The sequence below is a fragment of the Bacteroides sp. 1001302B_160321_D4 genome (genome assembly GCF_015667765.1).
In the GTDB taxonomy this organism is placed as follows: Bacteria; Bacteroidota; Bacteroidia; order Bacteroidales; family Bacteroidaceae; genus Bacteroides; species Bacteroides xylanisolvens.
On the sequence record NZ_JADPLO010000020.1, the window covers coordinates 35,886 to 52,803 of the forward strand.

The following is a 16,918-nucleotide window of genomic DNA, read 5'->3' on the forward strand; positions in this document are numbered from 1 at the left end:
TTGCCGGGACTTCTTTGTTAATCCGAGAATTTACTCTATATTTGTTGTTTAGTATCCGTATGAAAGGAGATTCCTATGATTGATTGGAACTATATGCTTAGCCAGATAGCAACAGTGGCTTTTGATATTCTTTATTTTGGAGCCATTATCGGTACGATTGTCATCATCATTCTTGACAACCGGAATCCGGTTAAAACCATGGCATGGATACTCATATTACTTTTCCTTCCTATTGTCGGACTTGTCTTTTATTTTTTCTTTGGGCGGAGTCAACGTCGCGAACGTATCATTGGGCAAAAAAGCTACGACCGCTTATTGAAGAAACCAATGGCCGAATATCTCGCACAGGATTGTTCGGACGTTCCTTATGAATACTCCCGTCTTATTCAGCTTTTCCAGCAAACGAATCAAGCGTTTCCATTTGAGGGGAACCGTGTGGCAGTCTATACCGAAGGATATACCAAACTTCAATCATTGTTGCGTGAACTGCAAAAAGCGAAGCAGCATATCCACATGGAATATTACATCTTTGAAGATGACGCTATCGGGCGTATGGTCAGGGATGTGCTGATAGAAAAAGCTTCTCACGGGGTTGAAGTACGGGTTATCTATGATGATGTAGGTTGCTGGCATGTGCCTAACCGTTTTTTTGAAGAAATGCGCAATGCCGGTATTGAAGTCAGGAGCTTTTTGAAAGTACGTTTTCCCTTATTTACCAGTAGGGTGAATTACCGCAACCATAGAAAGATTGTCGTTATTGACGGACGCGTGGGCTTCGTTGGGGGAATGAACCTGGCAGAACGTTATATGCGTGGCTTTTCTTGGGGGATTTGGCGAGATACGCATATCATGTTGGAAGGCAAGGCAGTGCATGGTTTACAAACGGCTTTTTTGCTTGATTGGTATTTTGTAGACCGTACGTTGATAACCGCTTCCCGTTATTTTCCGAAGATTGACTCTTGCGGAAGTTCTTTAGTGCAAATTGTCACGAGTGAGCCTATCGGGCCATGGAAAGAAATCATGCAGGGATTGACTGTTGCCATTACCAGTGCAAAAAAATATTTCTATATGCAAACACCTTATTTTTTGCCTACAGAACCAATATTAGCAGCTATGCAAACAGCAGCATTGTCTGGGGTGGATATACGCTTGATGTTACCGGAACGTGCAGATAACTGGATAACTCATCTTGGATCGCGTTCTTATTTGGCAGATGTGATGCAGGCAGGTGTTAAGGTCTATTTTTATAAGAAAGGTTTTCTACATTCTAAGCTGATGGTTTCAGATGATATGCTTTCCACTGTAGGCTCTACCAATGTTGACTTCCGTAGCTTTGAGCATAACTTTGAGGTGAATGCTTTTATGTATGACGTAGAAACTGCCCTTGAAATGAAAGAAATATTTCTTCAGGACCAGCGCGAAAGTACACAGATCTTTTTGAAGAATTGGGGCAGACGTTCGTGGAGACAAAAAGCTGTGGAGTCTATCGTGCGTTTATTGGCTCCGCTACTTTAATAAGGATGAAATTGTATTTGGATCTTATCTGAATAGTGAGAAGTTCACACTTCCATACACCCTTCTCTCAAGGAAATGTGGATTTTCTTCGAAATTATTATCTTTTCCATGCTCCAGTACCAATAATCCTCCTTCTTTGAGAAGATTATTCTGAAAGATTAATTCGGGTATTGTTTCCAACTCTTTTAAAGCGTAGGGAGGATCGGCAAAGATGAAGTCGAACTGTTCGCGGCCATTTTTGATAAACTTGAATACATCTCCGCGTATCGGCAGACATTTGTCTGTCTGCACCTCTTTCATAATTTTGCAGATGAATGAGTGATGTGCAGGATCTTTCTCAATGCTGATAACACGGTCGCATCCGCGGGATACCAATTCGATACTGATGCTTCCCGTTCCGGCAAACAAATCAAGAGCTGTTATTCCTTCTTCAAAATCGATATAGTTATTGAGTACATTAAACAGATTTTCTTTGGCGAAATCTGTCGTAGGGCGTGCTTTAAATGTCCGAGGCACGTCAAATCTTCTTCGTTTGTAAATACCGCTGATTACTCGCATGTTAATAAGGCTTGCATGTCAATATTAGTTGCAGGATTCATGATGAATACCTGTAGGATAAACTTTTTCAATTCACTCATTAAAACGTCTTTCTCCGGAAGTATTCCGGTTAGGTGTAACTCATCCCGTTCCTGATTAAACTCCAGTTGTTTCCAGGCGTACAATAAATAGTAAATACGGTCTTCTGTGTGCGTACATTCAAAGGAATTAGCCAGAAGCAGATGTCCTCGTTCAAAACAATAGATGTCAATGCCGTCTTTGCGTATAGAAGCATACATCTTCTTACTGTTTCCCAATCTGCTTTTTACAGAAAAATAATCGATGAATGGAGTAGATTGAGAATAGAAACGAGCTTCGGGATATTGTTCATTCAAAAAGGTCTGTGCGCTTTTGTCTATGCCGAAGATGACAGCTACATTATTCTTTCTTAGAATATTATAGAGCACCGTTTCGTTTTCTTTTTTCTGATGATTATGATAAAACAGAAGTTCCGCCTGTTCCTCTTCAAACAATTCTAATGGCGCAATCGTAAAACGCTTGCCTGCCATCATAATGTTTACTCGTTTGTAAGGATGATTGAGGAAATCCGATTCGTGAAAGAGTGTTTTTAGATTTGCTGTAAGGGATGAAGACGCATTTATCTCTTTCTCTATTATTGAAAGCGAATCGTCATGAATCGGGTTATAGATAGAAAAAGAAAATCCATCCGTACTAAGACGGATGGATAAAGTATATTGTTTTGATTTAGTAAAATCAATCATTATTCCCAGTTACCAGCACCATTGTTTGGAGTATCGATAGAACCTACCATCAAGCCGCTATATTTGCCTAGTTTAGAATCCAGGTCTTTTAGGTTGATGATTTCTTGTTTGTCAAGTCCGCTCAAATAAGTTTCGTATGGAGCTTTCACTTCGAACAAATATACCGGAGCACCAGACTTGGCAGTGTCATTTTTCACGTTCATTTCGAATTGAGCACCATTTCCGTGAGGAATATATTTCATAGAGTCGGCATTGAATCCTTTGGGATAGATAGTATCCAATACAGCTACCCACATAGTGTCACGTTTGAAGTTTTCAAGTCCCCATTTCTTAACTTCATCGTATCTACCGGTTTTCTTTGCTTTTTCGATGATAGCCATGGCTTTCTTTTCAGTCAGTCCATCTTCCAATTGCTTGTCAGTTAACATTCCCATCTTCATAACGAACGGCAATTTTTGATTTTTAACGAAATCAATCAGTGTGTCTAATTTGGGTGCATACATTCCGCGGTGCAGCGAACGGTATTCCTGCTGTGCCTTACGGATGTCGATCAAACGGGCAATGACTGCTTTTTCTCTTTCTTTTTTTGCGTTTTCAAAATTGATAGGACCCATAATGCTGGTGTAACAGATGTAAATCAGTGCAGCAGCACAAAGCACCAATACAATATTAAATACTGTTTTCATGATAAATTATGTTTTTAGTTGTTATATTCGCATCGCAAAAATAGAATAAATAAATTTAAATACGATAGTTCCTCGAACTTTTTTCTCGTACAAAAATGATAAATAACTATTTAGAAAGGCAAATTAAGGAAAATTTTCCTTATCAGCCAACTTTAGAGCAGGAAATTGCTGTAAAATCTCTTTCAGAGTTTCTGCTGTCCACACTGGCAGATGAAGTCTTTATCTTAAGAGGGTATGCTGGTACTGGTAAAACATCGTTGGTAGGGGCATTGGTGAAAACGATGGATCAGCTGCAGCAGAAATCTGTATTGTTGGCTCCTACAGGACGTGCGGCAAAAGTTTTTTCAGTGTATGCAGGACATCCGGCTTTTACTATTCATAAAAAAATATATAGACAACAATCTTTTTCTAATGAACTTAGTAACTTTTCGATCAATGACAATTTAGCTACCAATACATTGTTTATTGTCGACGAGGCTTCCATGATTTCAAACGAAGGACTGTCGGGCAGTATGTTTGGAACAGGACGTTTATTGGATGATTTGGTGCAATTTGTTTATTCAGGACAGGGATGTCGTCTCTTGTTAATGGGTGATACCGCGCAGCTTCCTCCGGTAGGAGAGGGGTTAAGCCCGGCACTTTTTTCCGATGCATTGAAGGGGTATGGACTTGAAGTACGTGAGATTGATCTTACTCAAGTAGTCCGTCAGGTGCAAGAATCCGGAATATTATGGAATGCCACACAGTTGAGGCAATTGATAGCAGAGGATGATTGTTATTCTCTGCCTAAGATAAAAATAGCAGGTTTTCCTGATATTAAACTGGTGCCGGGAACTGAACTGATAGAGGAACTAACTAATTGCTACGATCATGATGGTATGGATGAGACGATTGTTGTCTGTCGTTCCAATAAACGTGCAAACCTATATAACAATGGAATACGTGCTCAAATTCTTTGGCGTGAAGATGAATTGAATACAGGAGATATGTTGATGATAGCCAAAAATAATTACTATTGGACGGAGAAATATAAGGAGATGGATTTTATAGCTAATGGAGAAATTGCAGTTGTCCGGCGTGTTCGTCGAACTCGTGAAATATATGGTTTTCGTTTTGCCGAAGTTACTCTCCGCTTTCCTGATCAGAATGATTTTGAATTGGATGCGAATCTATTATTAGACACTTTACATTCGGACTCACCTGCATTGCCGAAAGAAGACAATGACCGATTGTTCTATGCGGTACTTGAGGATTATATAGATATTCCAAACAAAAGAGACCGGATGAAAAAGATGAAAGCCGATCCGCATTACAATGCTTTGCAGGTGAAATATGCATACGCAATAACCTGTCATAAAGCGCAAGGCGGACAGTGGCAGAATGTGTTTTTAGATCAGGGGTATATGACAGATGAGTATTTGACTCCGGATTATTTCCGGTGGTTGTATACAGCTTTTACTCGGGCGACAAAGACACTGTATTTGGTGAATTACCCGAAAGAGCAGGTGGAATAGTTTTGTTTTTTGAATGACTCTTAATCTTTATATGATTTAGAGTTTTAAGGTTACATTGATTATATAATCAGTTGATTTCAATATTGTTGGATTCAAAAAGGTCTTTGAGTACTGGTTGTGGTTTGTTTATAGATGAAAAGAGTATTTTAAGATAAGAGCTAGCATTAGATAAAAATAGATAGCAATAATCCCTTTATTTGACTCTATTCACAGATTTGGAAAGAGTAAATAAAGGGATTCTCTATAAATTATTTCTCTATATATTAATTATTTGTAAACAATAGTAGTTGCATCATTCTTAGTTAACTTTGGTATCACTTGACCAGTCTTTAAATAAAGAGTCTTAATTTTGCTGCTACGATTGGCGTTTAAGTTTGTTAATGCTGGACATTCCGAAGCATCAATTGACGTAACATAATCATAACTTGCATACCAGGAAACAAGACTTAAATCCAAAGACTCAAGTTTACTACTGATGACTTTAAGACTTTCTGCCTCCGAATAAACATAGCTACCTCCTGCATTGAAACTAGTAATTGGATTATCTCCCAAATTATACTCTTCACAAATAGTAGGGCTATTAAATGTGAGTGATGATACCTTATGTAAACCTGAAATATCAAGCTTTTTCATGTTTGAACAATAACCTAAACGTAATGAAGTCAGGTTAGGGAAATACTCTATTCCGGTTAAATCTTTAATCTGGTTAGAGTATGAGGTGTTAGAGAATGAAGTTGCGTTTAATCCTTCTTCAAGAATAATACATTTGGTATCATCAATAGGGAGAGCCCAACCGTTAGATATACAAAGTGCTCGAAGAACGGCATCTGGAATTTCCACAGGGCTGGCGTCCGGATCTTTTTGAACAATAGCAATATCTTTTACTAATGTACCACTGGTTTGGGCAATATGAATTGTACCTCCACGCGAAGCTGGTGATGCGGATAGTTTATAAGTAACAGTAACCGTAGTCAAACCATCATCGCCTTTTTGTGGTTCGGAAATTGATTGATCAGTAATCCAATCTTTCCCTTTTGTTATGGAAATAGCGTAATTGACGTTGTATTTCACTTTAAAAGAGATAGTTCGTGCTGTTAGATCATATGTTAAAGTGTTACTTTCGGTGATAATTGCATCTGTTTGTTTTTGATTAATATCTACATTGACACTTTCAGTAACGAGTGGGCTTGAGATTGTAATTTTTGTACTACGATCTTTATATGTCTTGTTCTCGGCAGCAGTGAATGATAAAGTTACTTTGCCACCGAATTCATTACGTCTATCGAATGTCAGCCACTCTTTACCACCGTCACTATATGTTATCGTTGGGTCGGCCACATTGGTATTAAGTTGAATTCTCACAGTACTTTTTTCTTTAGTAATAGAAAGAGCTTCGTCAGAAAGTAAATCCATTATATATGCAGGTTGAGACTCTACTTGTAGTGGCACAACTGAAGAACCTGTGAAAAACTTGAAGGTTGCAGTACGCTTTTCATCTAATTTGTTAGGATCGATGGTAAAAGTAACTACATCACCATCTTTACCTGAAGTTATTGACGGATGTGCCCAATCACATATTCCTGACAACCGCCAGTTATCGGAGCTTGTTACAGTAACTGTAGCATCCCCTCCATTTTTATCCACTTGGAGTATATTGGTCGATAGTGAGATTGTTGAATTACCATTATTGATTGATTCATCATCATCAGAACAACCCCATAGTAGGAGGGATACCGATAACACTATCATTAAATTCTTAAATAATTTCATATCTATTCTTTTTAAGGTAAAATATACATTAATCAGTTAATAGCTTCACGTTCTGTACTATTCTTTTTATAATAGTAACTTGGATAAACTAATGTTTCATCGTACAAACCTTTACAAACGGATTGGCATCTATATACTTGTGAACCATATAATGATGGGTCAAGTGCGAAGAACATGTAGTATCCATAACCAGCTTCTTTTCTAGAACGCGCTGTAGATTCACTTGAGTTGCCACTGCCTCGTCTTAGTTCTATTGACATACCAGCACACTGTTTCAATGTCATACCGGTACCTGGCCCAGCAGCACCACCATAGTCAGCTACAGCATAATCGCAATACTGACCAGGTTCGATACCATCGATAACTTGGAGACTACTTGAATACATGTTGCCAAGGTTATAGAGCGAGACAATTTTTTCCGGCATGACAGCTTTACATTCATACATTAATCGTGAACCTGCATAAGCTGATGGGCTTGCAAGCCAGGGGTTTGAAAGGTCTGGTGAGTTCGAATATTCGTCATCGAAAGCGACGCCGTCCAGATTATAAGCACGGCAATAAGCTGCCAGTTCCCGGGCGAATTCCCTAGCTCCCATATCCGAAAGTTGAGCGACACCAGCTTCGTCATGATTACCAAGGATGCTGATAATAATTTTCATACCAGCTTTACGCAATGGTTGTAGATACTTATCATTATTGTCGAGCAAGAATTGAACATTTTCATTGTTCGCTAAATATACTCGTTGTTTCTCTGGATCCCAATTGATATTAGCAGCAAAAAGTACGATATGGTCGAAAAAATATTTACCACTTTCAGTCAGAAACTCAAGGGCATTGAGCGGGTTAGTATCATTAACTTCGAAATAAAGAACTGTTTGTACCGCATCTTCTCCTTTGTTAGTATTAGGTTTGTTGCGATAATCTTGAACGAGAAGCACCATATGCTTGGACGTTTCAGTAAATGTTACTCCTTCAGTAGAAGATGTTACTGTCAAAGGTACTATGTAGGTTTTATCCTCTTCCATTCCATCAAACGCAGTCAGTGTAACTTTCACGCTTGGGGTAACTTTATCATCTGGGGCAAGTACAAAAGTACCATTATTTGCGATTTTCACATTAGCGGCAGGAAACACTTCGAAATCCGTTTCATGGATAGTGTTGTATATAGCTGCATATGATTCCTCGACAGCTATTTGAACATCTACTCCTTTTTGAGGTAGTTTAGAAAGACGGAATACCACATTAGTGCTATATTCATTATTTCGGAGCTCGATTACCGAACTGTTTTTATTCGTATTTTCGTCCAATAATAATCCGCTCAGTTGAGTCGATGCCAAATAAGAAGATTCATCTATCTTGTTTCCTATTTCAATGTCTTCCTCACAAGATGTGAAGGTTGCCATAGTGAACATTACCACTGGCAGGAAAGCATATTTGATATTGTTTATCATATTCATATTCAATTCTTAGTTAAATGATTTATTATTGAGGCAATGAAACAGATTCCCATTTAGGTTCTTTTTCGATTGTCAAATCATAGCCACTCACGCTGTAATCTTTAGCTACTGTACCCGAACCTTCGTCGAATTTCCAATATGCAATGAGCCCTTCCGATTCAGGTTCTATTGTGTAGAAGTGATTTGTTGCCTGAATTTCTTCTGCTGTTAATGCACGATTCCAGATTCGTACTTCGGAAACGACGCCATCAAAATAGCGGTCATCTTTATAGGAATAACCTACCCAGAAACAACGTGAGCCGTCTTCCTCATTGGTATGTTTAGCACCAAGACTAACAGAACTCTTTCCCGTTGAACCGGAAAGCTTTTCTACGCCATTGATATATACTTTGACATTACCTTTATTGAATGCGACAGCTACATGATACCACTTGCCACTTTCAAGTTGAAGGTCTGCGCTTGTACAATTGTTAACAGAAGTAGCTACTTGAAGTTGGTTATTCGGAATGGTTGCGTCACCGATACGGAGCAAATAATTGCTTTCGATACCCATCAACGTGTTCAGAGTATTAGGGAATGAATTGGCCTTGAACAGTATCTCCATCGTATTCTCCGTTAGATTATTGAATTTGGAGTCATTCTTGAAGTCCGGATAAGCACGATTACGACTGATATTACATACCACATTAATAAGTGATGCTCCGCGGAATACATAATAATATGTCTTAGCACTTTGCAAAACGCTGATTCCTTCCACTGATTTAATAGTGACTGGAAGCACATAAGTGGTTTTGATATCAAGTTCTCCTGTATTAATGAATTCAATAGGCAATTCTGGACTAACTATACTACCTGATTTGATGGTAGTCGAAGTTTCTGGCATTGAATAATGCTCTTCGGAAAGAAGTACTGCAGTTTCATCATAATATGCCAGTTTATAAGTTGATAAAAGTTCGGGAGCAGGTGACATAGTCACTTTGATATCATGTTCTTCAGGCTTTGCTATGGCTACTGAAAGACCAGTTTCTACATTTGTATCACCAGCCTTGAACAGTATTTCCTTAGTAAAGTTCGATGCCGAAATGAAGAGTTTATTGTCATAATGCTGTTCATTTTCATCGTTGTTCTGGCAACCGGCAAGAATTATTGAGAAACCGGCAAGAGCTGTAAATATTAAATTGTTTAATTTCATAAGGCAGTTTTTTATTTAACGGTTGGACTCAATATACTTATAGCTTCTTTTAAGGTTGGGTATACATTGCTGGCATTAAAATAGTCTTTTTCCGCTGCATCAATTGAAATTCCAGCTTTGGTGTAGTCAGGCGTCTTTGCCACTGCCCATTGAGCAGCTCCAATGATGGCAGATGAGCCATCTCCGAGTTCACCATTGTAACTCCCCGAATTGGTAAGATAAGGCGTTGTTACTCCCATGATGAAGCGGTCGGTTGGTACGTTTTTTGCTGATGCCATGAGTATGAGATAAGACATCTCGTATTGGTTTTTTGCTCCATGCGCATTGACAATGATGTATTTACAATCAGAAAGCAGACTTTTACCAATAACGTTCTGCGGGTAACCTTTGAAAAGCAAGTCCTTATTAGTATTCGCAACTTTCCAGTTAGCTACCGCGTCAAAGAATGCTCCTTGACGTGCTGTTTCAGTGGCAATTTCATTCTCTTCAACAAGCGAATTGAGGTCGAAGCCTGTATAATTCACTACAATTCCATCTACATCCAAAGCGTTACTTGCGGCGATTTGTTTAGCGATCTCACTTTTACAGTATTCAATAAAACGTGTTGCATCGTCGACAGTCTCTTCTCCTTCTTCTCCATTTTCTGTTTCATCAGATTCGGGATTAGGTACAGCGTTGGCTGCTTCTTCTTCAAGAATCTTTTTCCATGCACTTTCTATAGCATCGAAATCAACTAATCCCAATACTTTTGTACCCAATCGACGTACTTCCTTCATCTCAGATATATTTGCCTGATTTACTTCCATTGTATTGTTTAGACAAATATAGTCGAGACTGTCAGGCATATCAGTAAGGTGTTGACTGCGTGAGGTTGTTACAGTGCTTACATTATTAACTGAAACAATTACTACCTGATGGTCTGTTGCTTTAAAGTTGTTGAGAGATTCCAGGTATTGGGCATAAAGTTCCGGATTTTGTTCCTCCATAGAAGGAGTATGTATATTGATGCTTTCTGGGTCTGTCCAGTCAGAACACGAGAACTGCATCATAGAGCATGCCAGCATTACAGGCATGAGATATTTTATTTTTCTTCTCATATATGCTATAATTAAGGTAATTTTATTTGTATAATCTAATATACTAAGTACTCTAAGTACTTGGTAAATAGTTTCATTTTTTGTTACTCAATAGTTGATTTATTTACAGTCCCACCATACGTGAGTTGCCATCGTATCTCCTCTTTTAGTCTTGGACTCTTGTGTCAATGTCGCAACTGCAGCTTCTACGCTTTCTCTATTTTCACGATATTCATCAGTTGGATATGGCATGCGTCGTGCACCTTCCGTGTCATTAACAACTCCTCCACTTGCATTTGCTGCCATTGGCATCAATTTAGGATAACCTGTACGGCGATATTCTGTCCATGATTCCATACCATTTGGGAAGTTTGCAATCCATTTTTGAGTAATAATCTGTTCTAAGCTTTTTTCAAAATCACCTCCAGCCCATGCCACAGTGACATTTGTATTAATAGCTCCAGAGTAGTCATAAGTTTGGCCACTTTGTCCTTTCAACGGATCTTTATATGCTTCTACTTTTCCCGTACTTGCAAGATAATTTTCGACTCCACTGGTAATTCCGTTTTCTTCAAACGACAAACGGATTCCTTCCTCATAGAAGTCTTTAGCTGTTCCTCCCATGTTCCAGTTACGAAGAGCTCCTTCAGCACGCAAGAAAGCGACTTCTGATGCACGGAACACAACAATATTATCACTCGTAGTGACTTTCATACAAGAAGAGCCTTGCGACCAGGAATTATATTGTCCTTGCAGAATACCCCGACGTAAACCTACATAACTTTCTTCTCCAGTATATGCATTTCCCGACACGGTGCCAAAAGTACTTTTATCATAATATGCTTCACGACGAGGATCGCTGTATGCATTCATGTAACAAGTTAAATCCGCTGAAATTCGTGCATCTGACCATAGTACCATAAAACGTTGCCATGGATTATGATCGGCAACTTTACGATAAGCGCCATCAGTTGCAGCAGTCATAACACCTGCTGCTACAGCTTCTTCTGCCAATTGCTGCGATGTTTTTCCATTCACATTAAATCCTGCTACATAGCAAGTACGCATCGCCATTCTTAACTTCAAAGAGTTGGCAAACTTATACCATGCTGATGTATTGCCATTATAAATTCTATCAGCACTTGAGCTGAAGCTTTGATTGGCAAACTTTCCTAATACTGCAATAATATTATCCAAATCTTCTAGCATTTTGGCATAGACAGCTTGCTGAGAATCATAAGGGGATTTGATTGCATTAGCTGCACCTACTTTTGAATAAGGGATGGGACCATATGTATCTGTTACACGTAACATTACGACAATACGATATAACTCGGCCAACGATAAGAAAAGTTCATCATCGCTTTGATTTTTCAAATTGAAGTAATCAGGATAAAACTTTGAATAAAAATCATTGAATGGAATTTTTTTCCAATCGTCTGAAGGATTGTAAGTTGCGTAACGACCAGACCAACCTGTACCCAAATTGGAGTCTGCCACATATCCCGAAAATGCTCCTGCCATCAAACAGTCTACATATTGAGAAAAGTTCTCTTGTTCTGGCATCATCAAATCTTGTAAATTAAGAGCTAATGATCTTACCAAATACCAATCTACTCCCATGTCATTTTGGTCTGGTTCATGAGGATTTTTATTGTAATCTTCAAAGTTTCCTGTACATGCAGTTGCACCGAAAAGAAACATACCAGTGACTATAAACTGTATTATTTTATTTTTCTTCATCTTTTCCGTTTTTAGAATTTAAGTTTCAAATTGAATCCTACACTACGAAGGCTAGGCATCATAAAGTAATCAATTCCCTGATAATAGTTACCTGTAGTGGCTACAGATTCAGGATCGAAAGGAGCCTTGCAATAAATCATCCACAAGTTACGACCTACCAGCGAAAGAGTGATATCCATAATATTTTTCAATTTCTTTCTTGGGATAGTGTAGCTGACAGAAGCTTCTTGCAGACGTAAATTGGTAGCACTATAAGTGTAATATTGAGGAATACCGCTGTCGGCACCAACCACTGTATACCACTTTTGCGCGTCGATCATATCGTTGCCGTTTATCACGACTCCACCATTATCACGAGCTGCTGCTGTAGCTTCGGATACACCATAGGAGTCAAGAACGGCTTGAGTCGCAGAGTAAACGACTCCTCCCAAACGGGCAGTAAGAAGGAAGCCAAGTCCCCAGTTACCATATTGAAAGTCATTGCGCCATGCCATATTAGCTTTTGGAAAAACAGATCCTAAATAAATATCATCAGCTTTGTCATTCACTGCTACATTTCCATCGGCATTTACATAAATCTTATTATTTGAATCTCGAAGCAAGTCAGATTGTGAGTAGAGATCACCTAAAGATCCACCTACTTTTAGAATGAACCGTGCCTTTGATAAACCACCTACATCCATACGGTCTTTTGTTATTTCTTCACCGGTTACAGGGTTTATGTAACCATCAATCAGGCTTAAAATCTTGTTTTTATTGGCACTGAATGTGTAGTTAGAACTCCATGAAAACTTGTTCCATGTATTCTTGTAACCAAGTGAAAGTTCTACACCACGGTTACGTACGTTACCAGTCTGCGCATAGAATGTACTATAGCCTCCTGTTGGAGAAAGCTTTGCATCCATGGTTTGATTGTAAGTCTTGGTATTATAGAATGAAACATCAAAATTGAAATGTTTAAGGAAACGTGCAGTAAGACCTACTTCCCAAGAATCTGTACGTTCCGGTTTCAAATCATACAATGGATATGCAGACTGAGAAGAGTATGCTCCTGTTGAAGTATTCCATGAAAAAGTTGGATAAGCAAGGAAGCGTCCAAATGGTAGACCTACGGATGCCCAAGAAGCACGTAGTTTTAAGTATGAAATACTTTCAGGTAATTTGAAAAGTTCAGACAAAACAACAGAGCCTCCTACTGACGGGTAGAAAAAAGAAGACTGTTTTGAGTTCGGTCCCGCTAATTGACTTGGCCAATCATTACGTCCGGTAAGAGTCAAGTAGTAAGTACTTCTATAACCAACTTCTGCAGATGCAAATATAGATTGTGTTTGTTCACGATAACCAGTTTCTTCACGTTTCCCAGTTTCTTTATCCAATTGAGCAACTGTGAAAAAGTTAGGAAGTCCATTCGCTGCAATTGGTCCACTAACGGCAAGAGCTTCAGAACGATTGTCTGAATAAGATGCTCCGATATTAGCTGTTAAACTCCAATCCTCTCCAAATGTTTTATTTATATTCAACAATAAGTCTGCATATGTTTGCTTGTCACGAGTGTTTGTTACACCATAAAAACCATTTTCACCTTCAGCAATAGTTGCGATGGTAGAGGCATAGTATTTTTGTGTATATGTGTTGTATGAATTATCTAGACGTACACGTCCAGCTACGTTCAACCAACTTAGAATATCGTAACTTAAAGCTGCACTCAACATATAACGATCTTTGTCATTTTCACGCAAGTTACGGTAATTAATCCAGTAAGGATTTTGCAAACGGAACGATCCTCCTCCTTGAGGCCAATATTGCGTATACATATTACGCTCTAAATCATAACGTTCGTACATTTTGTAATCTTCCCAGTCATTTCCACGCGGAAACAGGTAAGCAGAAGACAGCGGGTTTGCATAAATACCTTGATTCACCATATTACGGTCTTTCTGCATAATATATTGAGCACCAACATCCAGTTTCATCTTATCTTCTAGGAAAAGAGTGGTGTTACGGAATGTAAAGTTATAGCGGTCGTATTTGTTATTTGGAATAATACCACGCGAATTAACGGCTGCGGCAGAAAGATATGTCTGATTGTGTTCTGTACCAGTAGAAAGTGTTACAGATTCTGTTCCAATAAGTCCAGTCTGAAAATAATCACTTGCAGGATCGTATCCGCGGTAATTAGCTTCGTTCAGTCTTTTCCCCCAACTAGCATCTGTTCCAGAAGTTCCATAGCGATTCTGAAACTGTGGCATGACGAATGGAGATAACATTTCTGTATTACTAGATACGGTCAAGGCTACACGACCCACTTTTCCTTTTTTTGTTGTGATTACAATAGCACCATTAGATGCATTGCTACCATACAATGCGGCAGCAGCGGCACCAGACAAAACTGACATTGATTCAATGTCATCTGGGTTTATATCAGCTATAGCTTCTGTAGAGCCTTGCGATTGCATCTCTTCAGAACCACCAGAAGCGCTCAGGTTATACATTGGAATACCGTCGATAACATAAAGAGCATTAGACGATTGTTCGATACCCCTGGAACCACGCATAACAACTTTACTTGCACCACCAATACCAGAAGAAGAAGAGTTGATATTTAAACCTGCAACCTTTCCGTTCAGCGAATTAATAAAGTTCGCATCTTTTACGGCTAAAGCTGATTCTGCATCGACCTGTGTGACATTATAACTCAAAGCTTTCTCCGAACGCTTAATACCCAAAGCTGTAACAACCACCTCGTCAATCACTTGGGTGTCATCCATCATCGTAATATTAATGGCTGTCTGTCCTTTCAAAGGAATTTCTTGTGTCTTATATCCGATATAAGAATAAACAATAACTGGGTTATTGCTTTTTGTCATAATTTTGTAGTTACCATCCAAATCGGTAATAGCTCCGTCTGTTGTTCCTTTTACTAAAATACTAACACCAATCAGTGGCTCTCCTTTAGCATCTACAACTTGTCCGGTTATAGTACGTTCTTTCCCGCTTTGTTGTTGTAGTGAATTCGAATTTTCTTTTTCGGATAAATAAATTATATTCTCTTCTATTTTATAAGAGATATCTTTATTTTTCAAAAGTGTGTTTAAAACTTGCTCTAAAGAAGCATCTTTTACTTTTAAAGGTTCAACTGTGACAGTCGATAGCTTGTCATTGTAGAAAAATTGGTACTTTGATTGTGATTGAATTTGTTTAATTACAGTTCCTAAAGTTGTACGGGGAGTTGATAAGGTCAACTGTGCCGCAGCCCATTGTACAGGAACTGCTATCAACAAAAGAATCAATAAAGCTCGAAATAACTTCGACTTTCGAAGCGAATGTTTGCTTTCCATACATTTAATTTAATGGTTATACATTTTATTAAACTCAAAAAGAAGAGTGTCGACTTTCCCTCCCTTTGTTAATAAAACAATGCTAATATAATAAACACTTAGTCCATTTTCTCTTTTTTTTCGAAAAAAGTAAGAAATATCTGATACCCCCTTGAATAACCTATATTTAGAATTTACCAAGTACTTAGAGAACTTGGATAAAAATAATGTGATTAAAATCTTTAAGTGATAATATATATAAAAAGAATAGTAAAAAACAGTTTGTTTACAGCAATATTGATGGTGTGGGGGATGATGTATTCCTCATGCGAAGACTGGACAGACCCAGAAAGCATTAACATCCATTACTCTACATTTGAAGAGCAAAACCCACAACTGTATGCTGACTATATCAGAGATCTGAAACGCTACAAGGATGGAGAACATAAGTTAGTCTTTGTCTCTTTTGACAATCCGGAAACTAACCCAATCAATCAAACCGAACGTCTCACCGCTATACCGGACAGTGTGGATTTTATCTGTTTGAATAATCCGGAAAAGCTCTCGTCTGAAACACAGGCCGAAATGGTAAAAATACGCGAGAAGAATATCCGCACGCTTTCCTGCATTAATTATGAGAGTTTAGAACAAGAATGGAACAATAAGGCAAAGGATAATTCCGAATTGACGGAAGAAGATGCACAAAGATATCTGAATGAACGTACGGATGCTATGCTGGCTCTATGTGACAGTTATGGATATGATGGTATCCTAATTGACTATACAGGACTTTCAATGGTGGGTATGCAAGAAGATGTGTTACAACAATACAAGGCACGTCAGCAAAACTTCTTCAGCAGAGTGTTGGATTGGCGGATTAAGCATACCGACAAGACATTGGTTTTTTACGGTTATGTGCAGTATTTGGCTCCCGAAAACATGGATATGCTGGATAAATACAATCATCTGATACTGAAAACCGCTTCTTCTAAAAACATGGAGGATCTGACATTAAATGTTTTTATGGCTATTCAAGCAGGCATAGACGTAGCAGGAACGAATGCGGATCTTGTTCCAAAAGATCGTTTTATTGCCTGTACACAGTTTCCTCAACAGGAAGATAAGGATATGATAATTGGTTATTGGGATACACGGGATGCAAATGGAAATAAAGTATTGGCTGCACAAGGTACAGCTCAATGGATTGTACAGACATCACCAGATTATACCTGCACTGGTATTTTTATCATCAATATCCAAAAGGATTATTACAATAATACTTATGGAACAGTACGTGAAACTATTCATATAATGAATCCTAATAAATAG

12 protein-coding genes are annotated in these 16,918 nt (G+C 38.5%); 3 read left to right on the forward strand and 9 right to left on the reverse strand.

Annotated features, from left to right (window positions below; all coding sequences use genetic code 11):
* Positions 1-75: 75 nt before the first annotated feature.
* Positions 76-1,515 (forward strand): cardiolipin synthase, encoded by a 1,440-nt coding sequence (cls, locus tag KFO40_RS10000; protein WP_061447537.1) that lies wholly within the window; start codon positions 76-78, stop codon positions 1,513-1,515.
* 24 nt (positions 1,516-1,539) lie between these two features.
* On the opposite strand, the gene KFO40_RS10005 is transcribed toward cls, so the two are convergent.
* The 3 genes from KFO40_RS10005 to KFO40_RS10015 are packed head-to-tail and all read right to left on the reverse strand — an operon-like array spanning position 1,540 to position 3,520.
* Positions 1,540-2,073 (reverse strand): RsmD family RNA methyltransferase, encoded by a 534-nt coding sequence (locus KFO40_RS10005; RefSeq protein ID WP_004314595.1) that lies wholly within the window; start codon positions 2,071-2,073, stop codon positions 1,540-1,542.
* Positions 2,064-2,834 carry a DUF3822 family protein gene (locus KFO40_RS10010; RefSeq protein WP_004311006.1) on the reverse strand — a complete coding sequence of 257 codons (771 nt, stop codon included), beginning with the start codon at positions 2,832-2,834 and terminating at the stop codon, positions 2,064-2,066. Before KFO40_RS10010 ends, KFO40_RS10005 begins: the two co-directional genes overlap by 10 nt.
* Complete coding sequence (locus KFO40_RS10015) at positions 2,834-3,520, reverse strand: hypothetical protein (RefSeq protein ID WP_004301363.1); 687 nt, start codon at positions 3,518-3,520, stop codon at positions 2,834-2,836. Before KFO40_RS10015 ends, KFO40_RS10010 begins: the two co-directional genes overlap by 1 nt.
* A gap of 95 nt (positions 3,521-3,615) precedes the next feature.
* Here KFO40_RS10015 and KFO40_RS10020 point away from each other — a divergent pair, with 95 nt between their 5' ends.
* Positions 3,616-5,034: an ATP-dependent RecD-like DNA helicase gene (locus KFO40_RS10020; RefSeq protein WP_117685262.1), complete on the forward strand. Its 1,419-nt coding sequence runs from the start codon at positions 3,616-3,618 to the stop codon at positions 5,032-5,034.
* Between the two features lie 267 nt (positions 5,035-5,301).
* On the opposite strand, the gene KFO40_RS10025 is transcribed toward KFO40_RS10020, so the two are convergent.
* The 6 genes from KFO40_RS10025 to KFO40_RS10050 all read right to left on the reverse strand — a co-directional run bounded on the left by KFO40_RS10025 (position 5,302) and on the right by KFO40_RS10050 (position 15,610).
* On the reverse strand, positions 5,302-6,804 hold the full coding sequence (locus KFO40_RS10025; protein ID WP_004311004.1) for a BACON domain-containing protein: 1,503 nt from the start codon (positions 6,802-6,804) through the stop codon (positions 5,302-5,304).
* Positions 6,805-6,836: 32 nt separating this feature from the next.
* Positions 6,837-8,261 carry a BT_3987 domain-containing protein gene (locus KFO40_RS10030; protein ID WP_004301366.1) on the reverse strand — a complete coding sequence of 475 codons (1,425 nt, stop codon included), beginning with the start codon at positions 8,259-8,261 and terminating at the stop codon, positions 6,837-6,839.
* A 25-nt stretch (positions 8,262-8,286) separates the two neighbouring features.
* Positions 8,287-9,453 (reverse strand): DUF1735 and LamG domain-containing protein, encoded by a 1,167-nt coding sequence (locus KFO40_RS10035; RefSeq protein ID WP_117685264.1) that lies wholly within the window; start codon positions 9,451-9,453, stop codon positions 8,287-8,289.
* Positions 9,454-9,464: 11 nt separating this feature from the next.
* Positions 9,465-10,550 carry a glycoside hydrolase family 18 gene (locus KFO40_RS10040; RefSeq protein WP_117685265.1) on the reverse strand — a complete coding sequence of 362 codons (1,086 nt, stop codon included), beginning with the start codon at positions 10,548-10,550 and terminating at the stop codon, positions 9,465-9,467.
* Positions 10,551-10,649: 99 nt separating this feature from the next.
* Positions 10,650-12,272 carry a SusD/RagB family nutrient-binding outer membrane lipoprotein gene (locus KFO40_RS10045; protein WP_117685352.1) on the reverse strand — a complete coding sequence of 541 codons (1,623 nt, stop codon included), beginning with the start codon at positions 12,270-12,272 and terminating at the stop codon, positions 10,650-10,652.
* A gap of 11 nt (positions 12,273-12,283) precedes the next feature.
* Entirely contained in the window at positions 12,284-15,610 is a 3,327-nt protein-coding gene (locus KFO40_RS10050; RefSeq protein WP_117685350.1) for a TonB-dependent receptor, read from the reverse strand.
* 237 nt (positions 15,611-15,847) lie between these two features.
* Here KFO40_RS10050 and KFO40_RS10055 point away from each other — a divergent pair, with 237 nt between their 5' ends.
* Complete coding sequence (locus KFO40_RS10055) at positions 15,848-16,918, forward strand: glycoside hydrolase family 18 (RefSeq protein ID WP_117685348.1); 1,071 nt, start codon at positions 15,848-15,850, stop codon at positions 16,916-16,918.

Coding starts and splice junctions, on each gene's coding strand:
- KFO40_RS10010 (WP_004311006.1), bottom strand. CDS start 2,834: ATGATTGATTTTACTAAATCAAAACAATATACTTTATCCATCCGTCTT.
- KFO40_RS10035 (WP_117685264.1), bottom strand. CDS start 9,453: ATGAAATTAAACAATTTAATATTTACAGCTCTTGCCGGTTTCTCAATA.
- KFO40_RS10045 (WP_117685352.1), bottom strand. CDS start 12,272: ATGAAGAAAAATAAAATAATACAGTTTATAGTCACTGGTATGTTTCTT.
- KFO40_RS10030 (WP_004301366.1), bottom strand. CDS start 8,261: ATGAATATGATAAACAATATCAAATATGCTTTCCTGCCAGTGGTAATG.
- KFO40_RS10050 (WP_117685350.1), bottom strand. CDS start 15,610: ATGGAAAGCAAACATTCGCTTCGAAAGTCGAAGTTATTTCGAGCTTTA.
- KFO40_RS10025 (WP_004311004.1), bottom strand. CDS start 6,804: ATGAAATTATTTAAGAATTTAATGATAGTGTTATCGGTATCCCTCCTA.
- KFO40_RS10020 (WP_117685262.1), top strand. CDS start 3,616: ATGATAAATAACTATTTAGAAAGGCAAATTAAGGAAAATTTTCCTTAT.
- cls (WP_061447537.1), top strand. CDS start 76: ATGATTGATTGGAACTATATGCTTAGCCAGATAGCAACAGTGGCTTTT.
- KFO40_RS10015 (WP_004301363.1), bottom strand. CDS start 3,520: ATGAAAACAGTATTTAATATTGTATTGGTGCTTTGTGCTGCTGCACTG.
- KFO40_RS10005 (WP_004314595.1), bottom strand. CDS start 2,073: ATGCGAGTAATCAGCGGTATTTACAAACGAAGAAGATTTGACGTGCCT.
- KFO40_RS10040 (WP_117685265.1), bottom strand. CDS start 10,550: ATGAGAAGAAAAATAAAATATCTCATGCCTGTAATGCTGGCATGCTCT.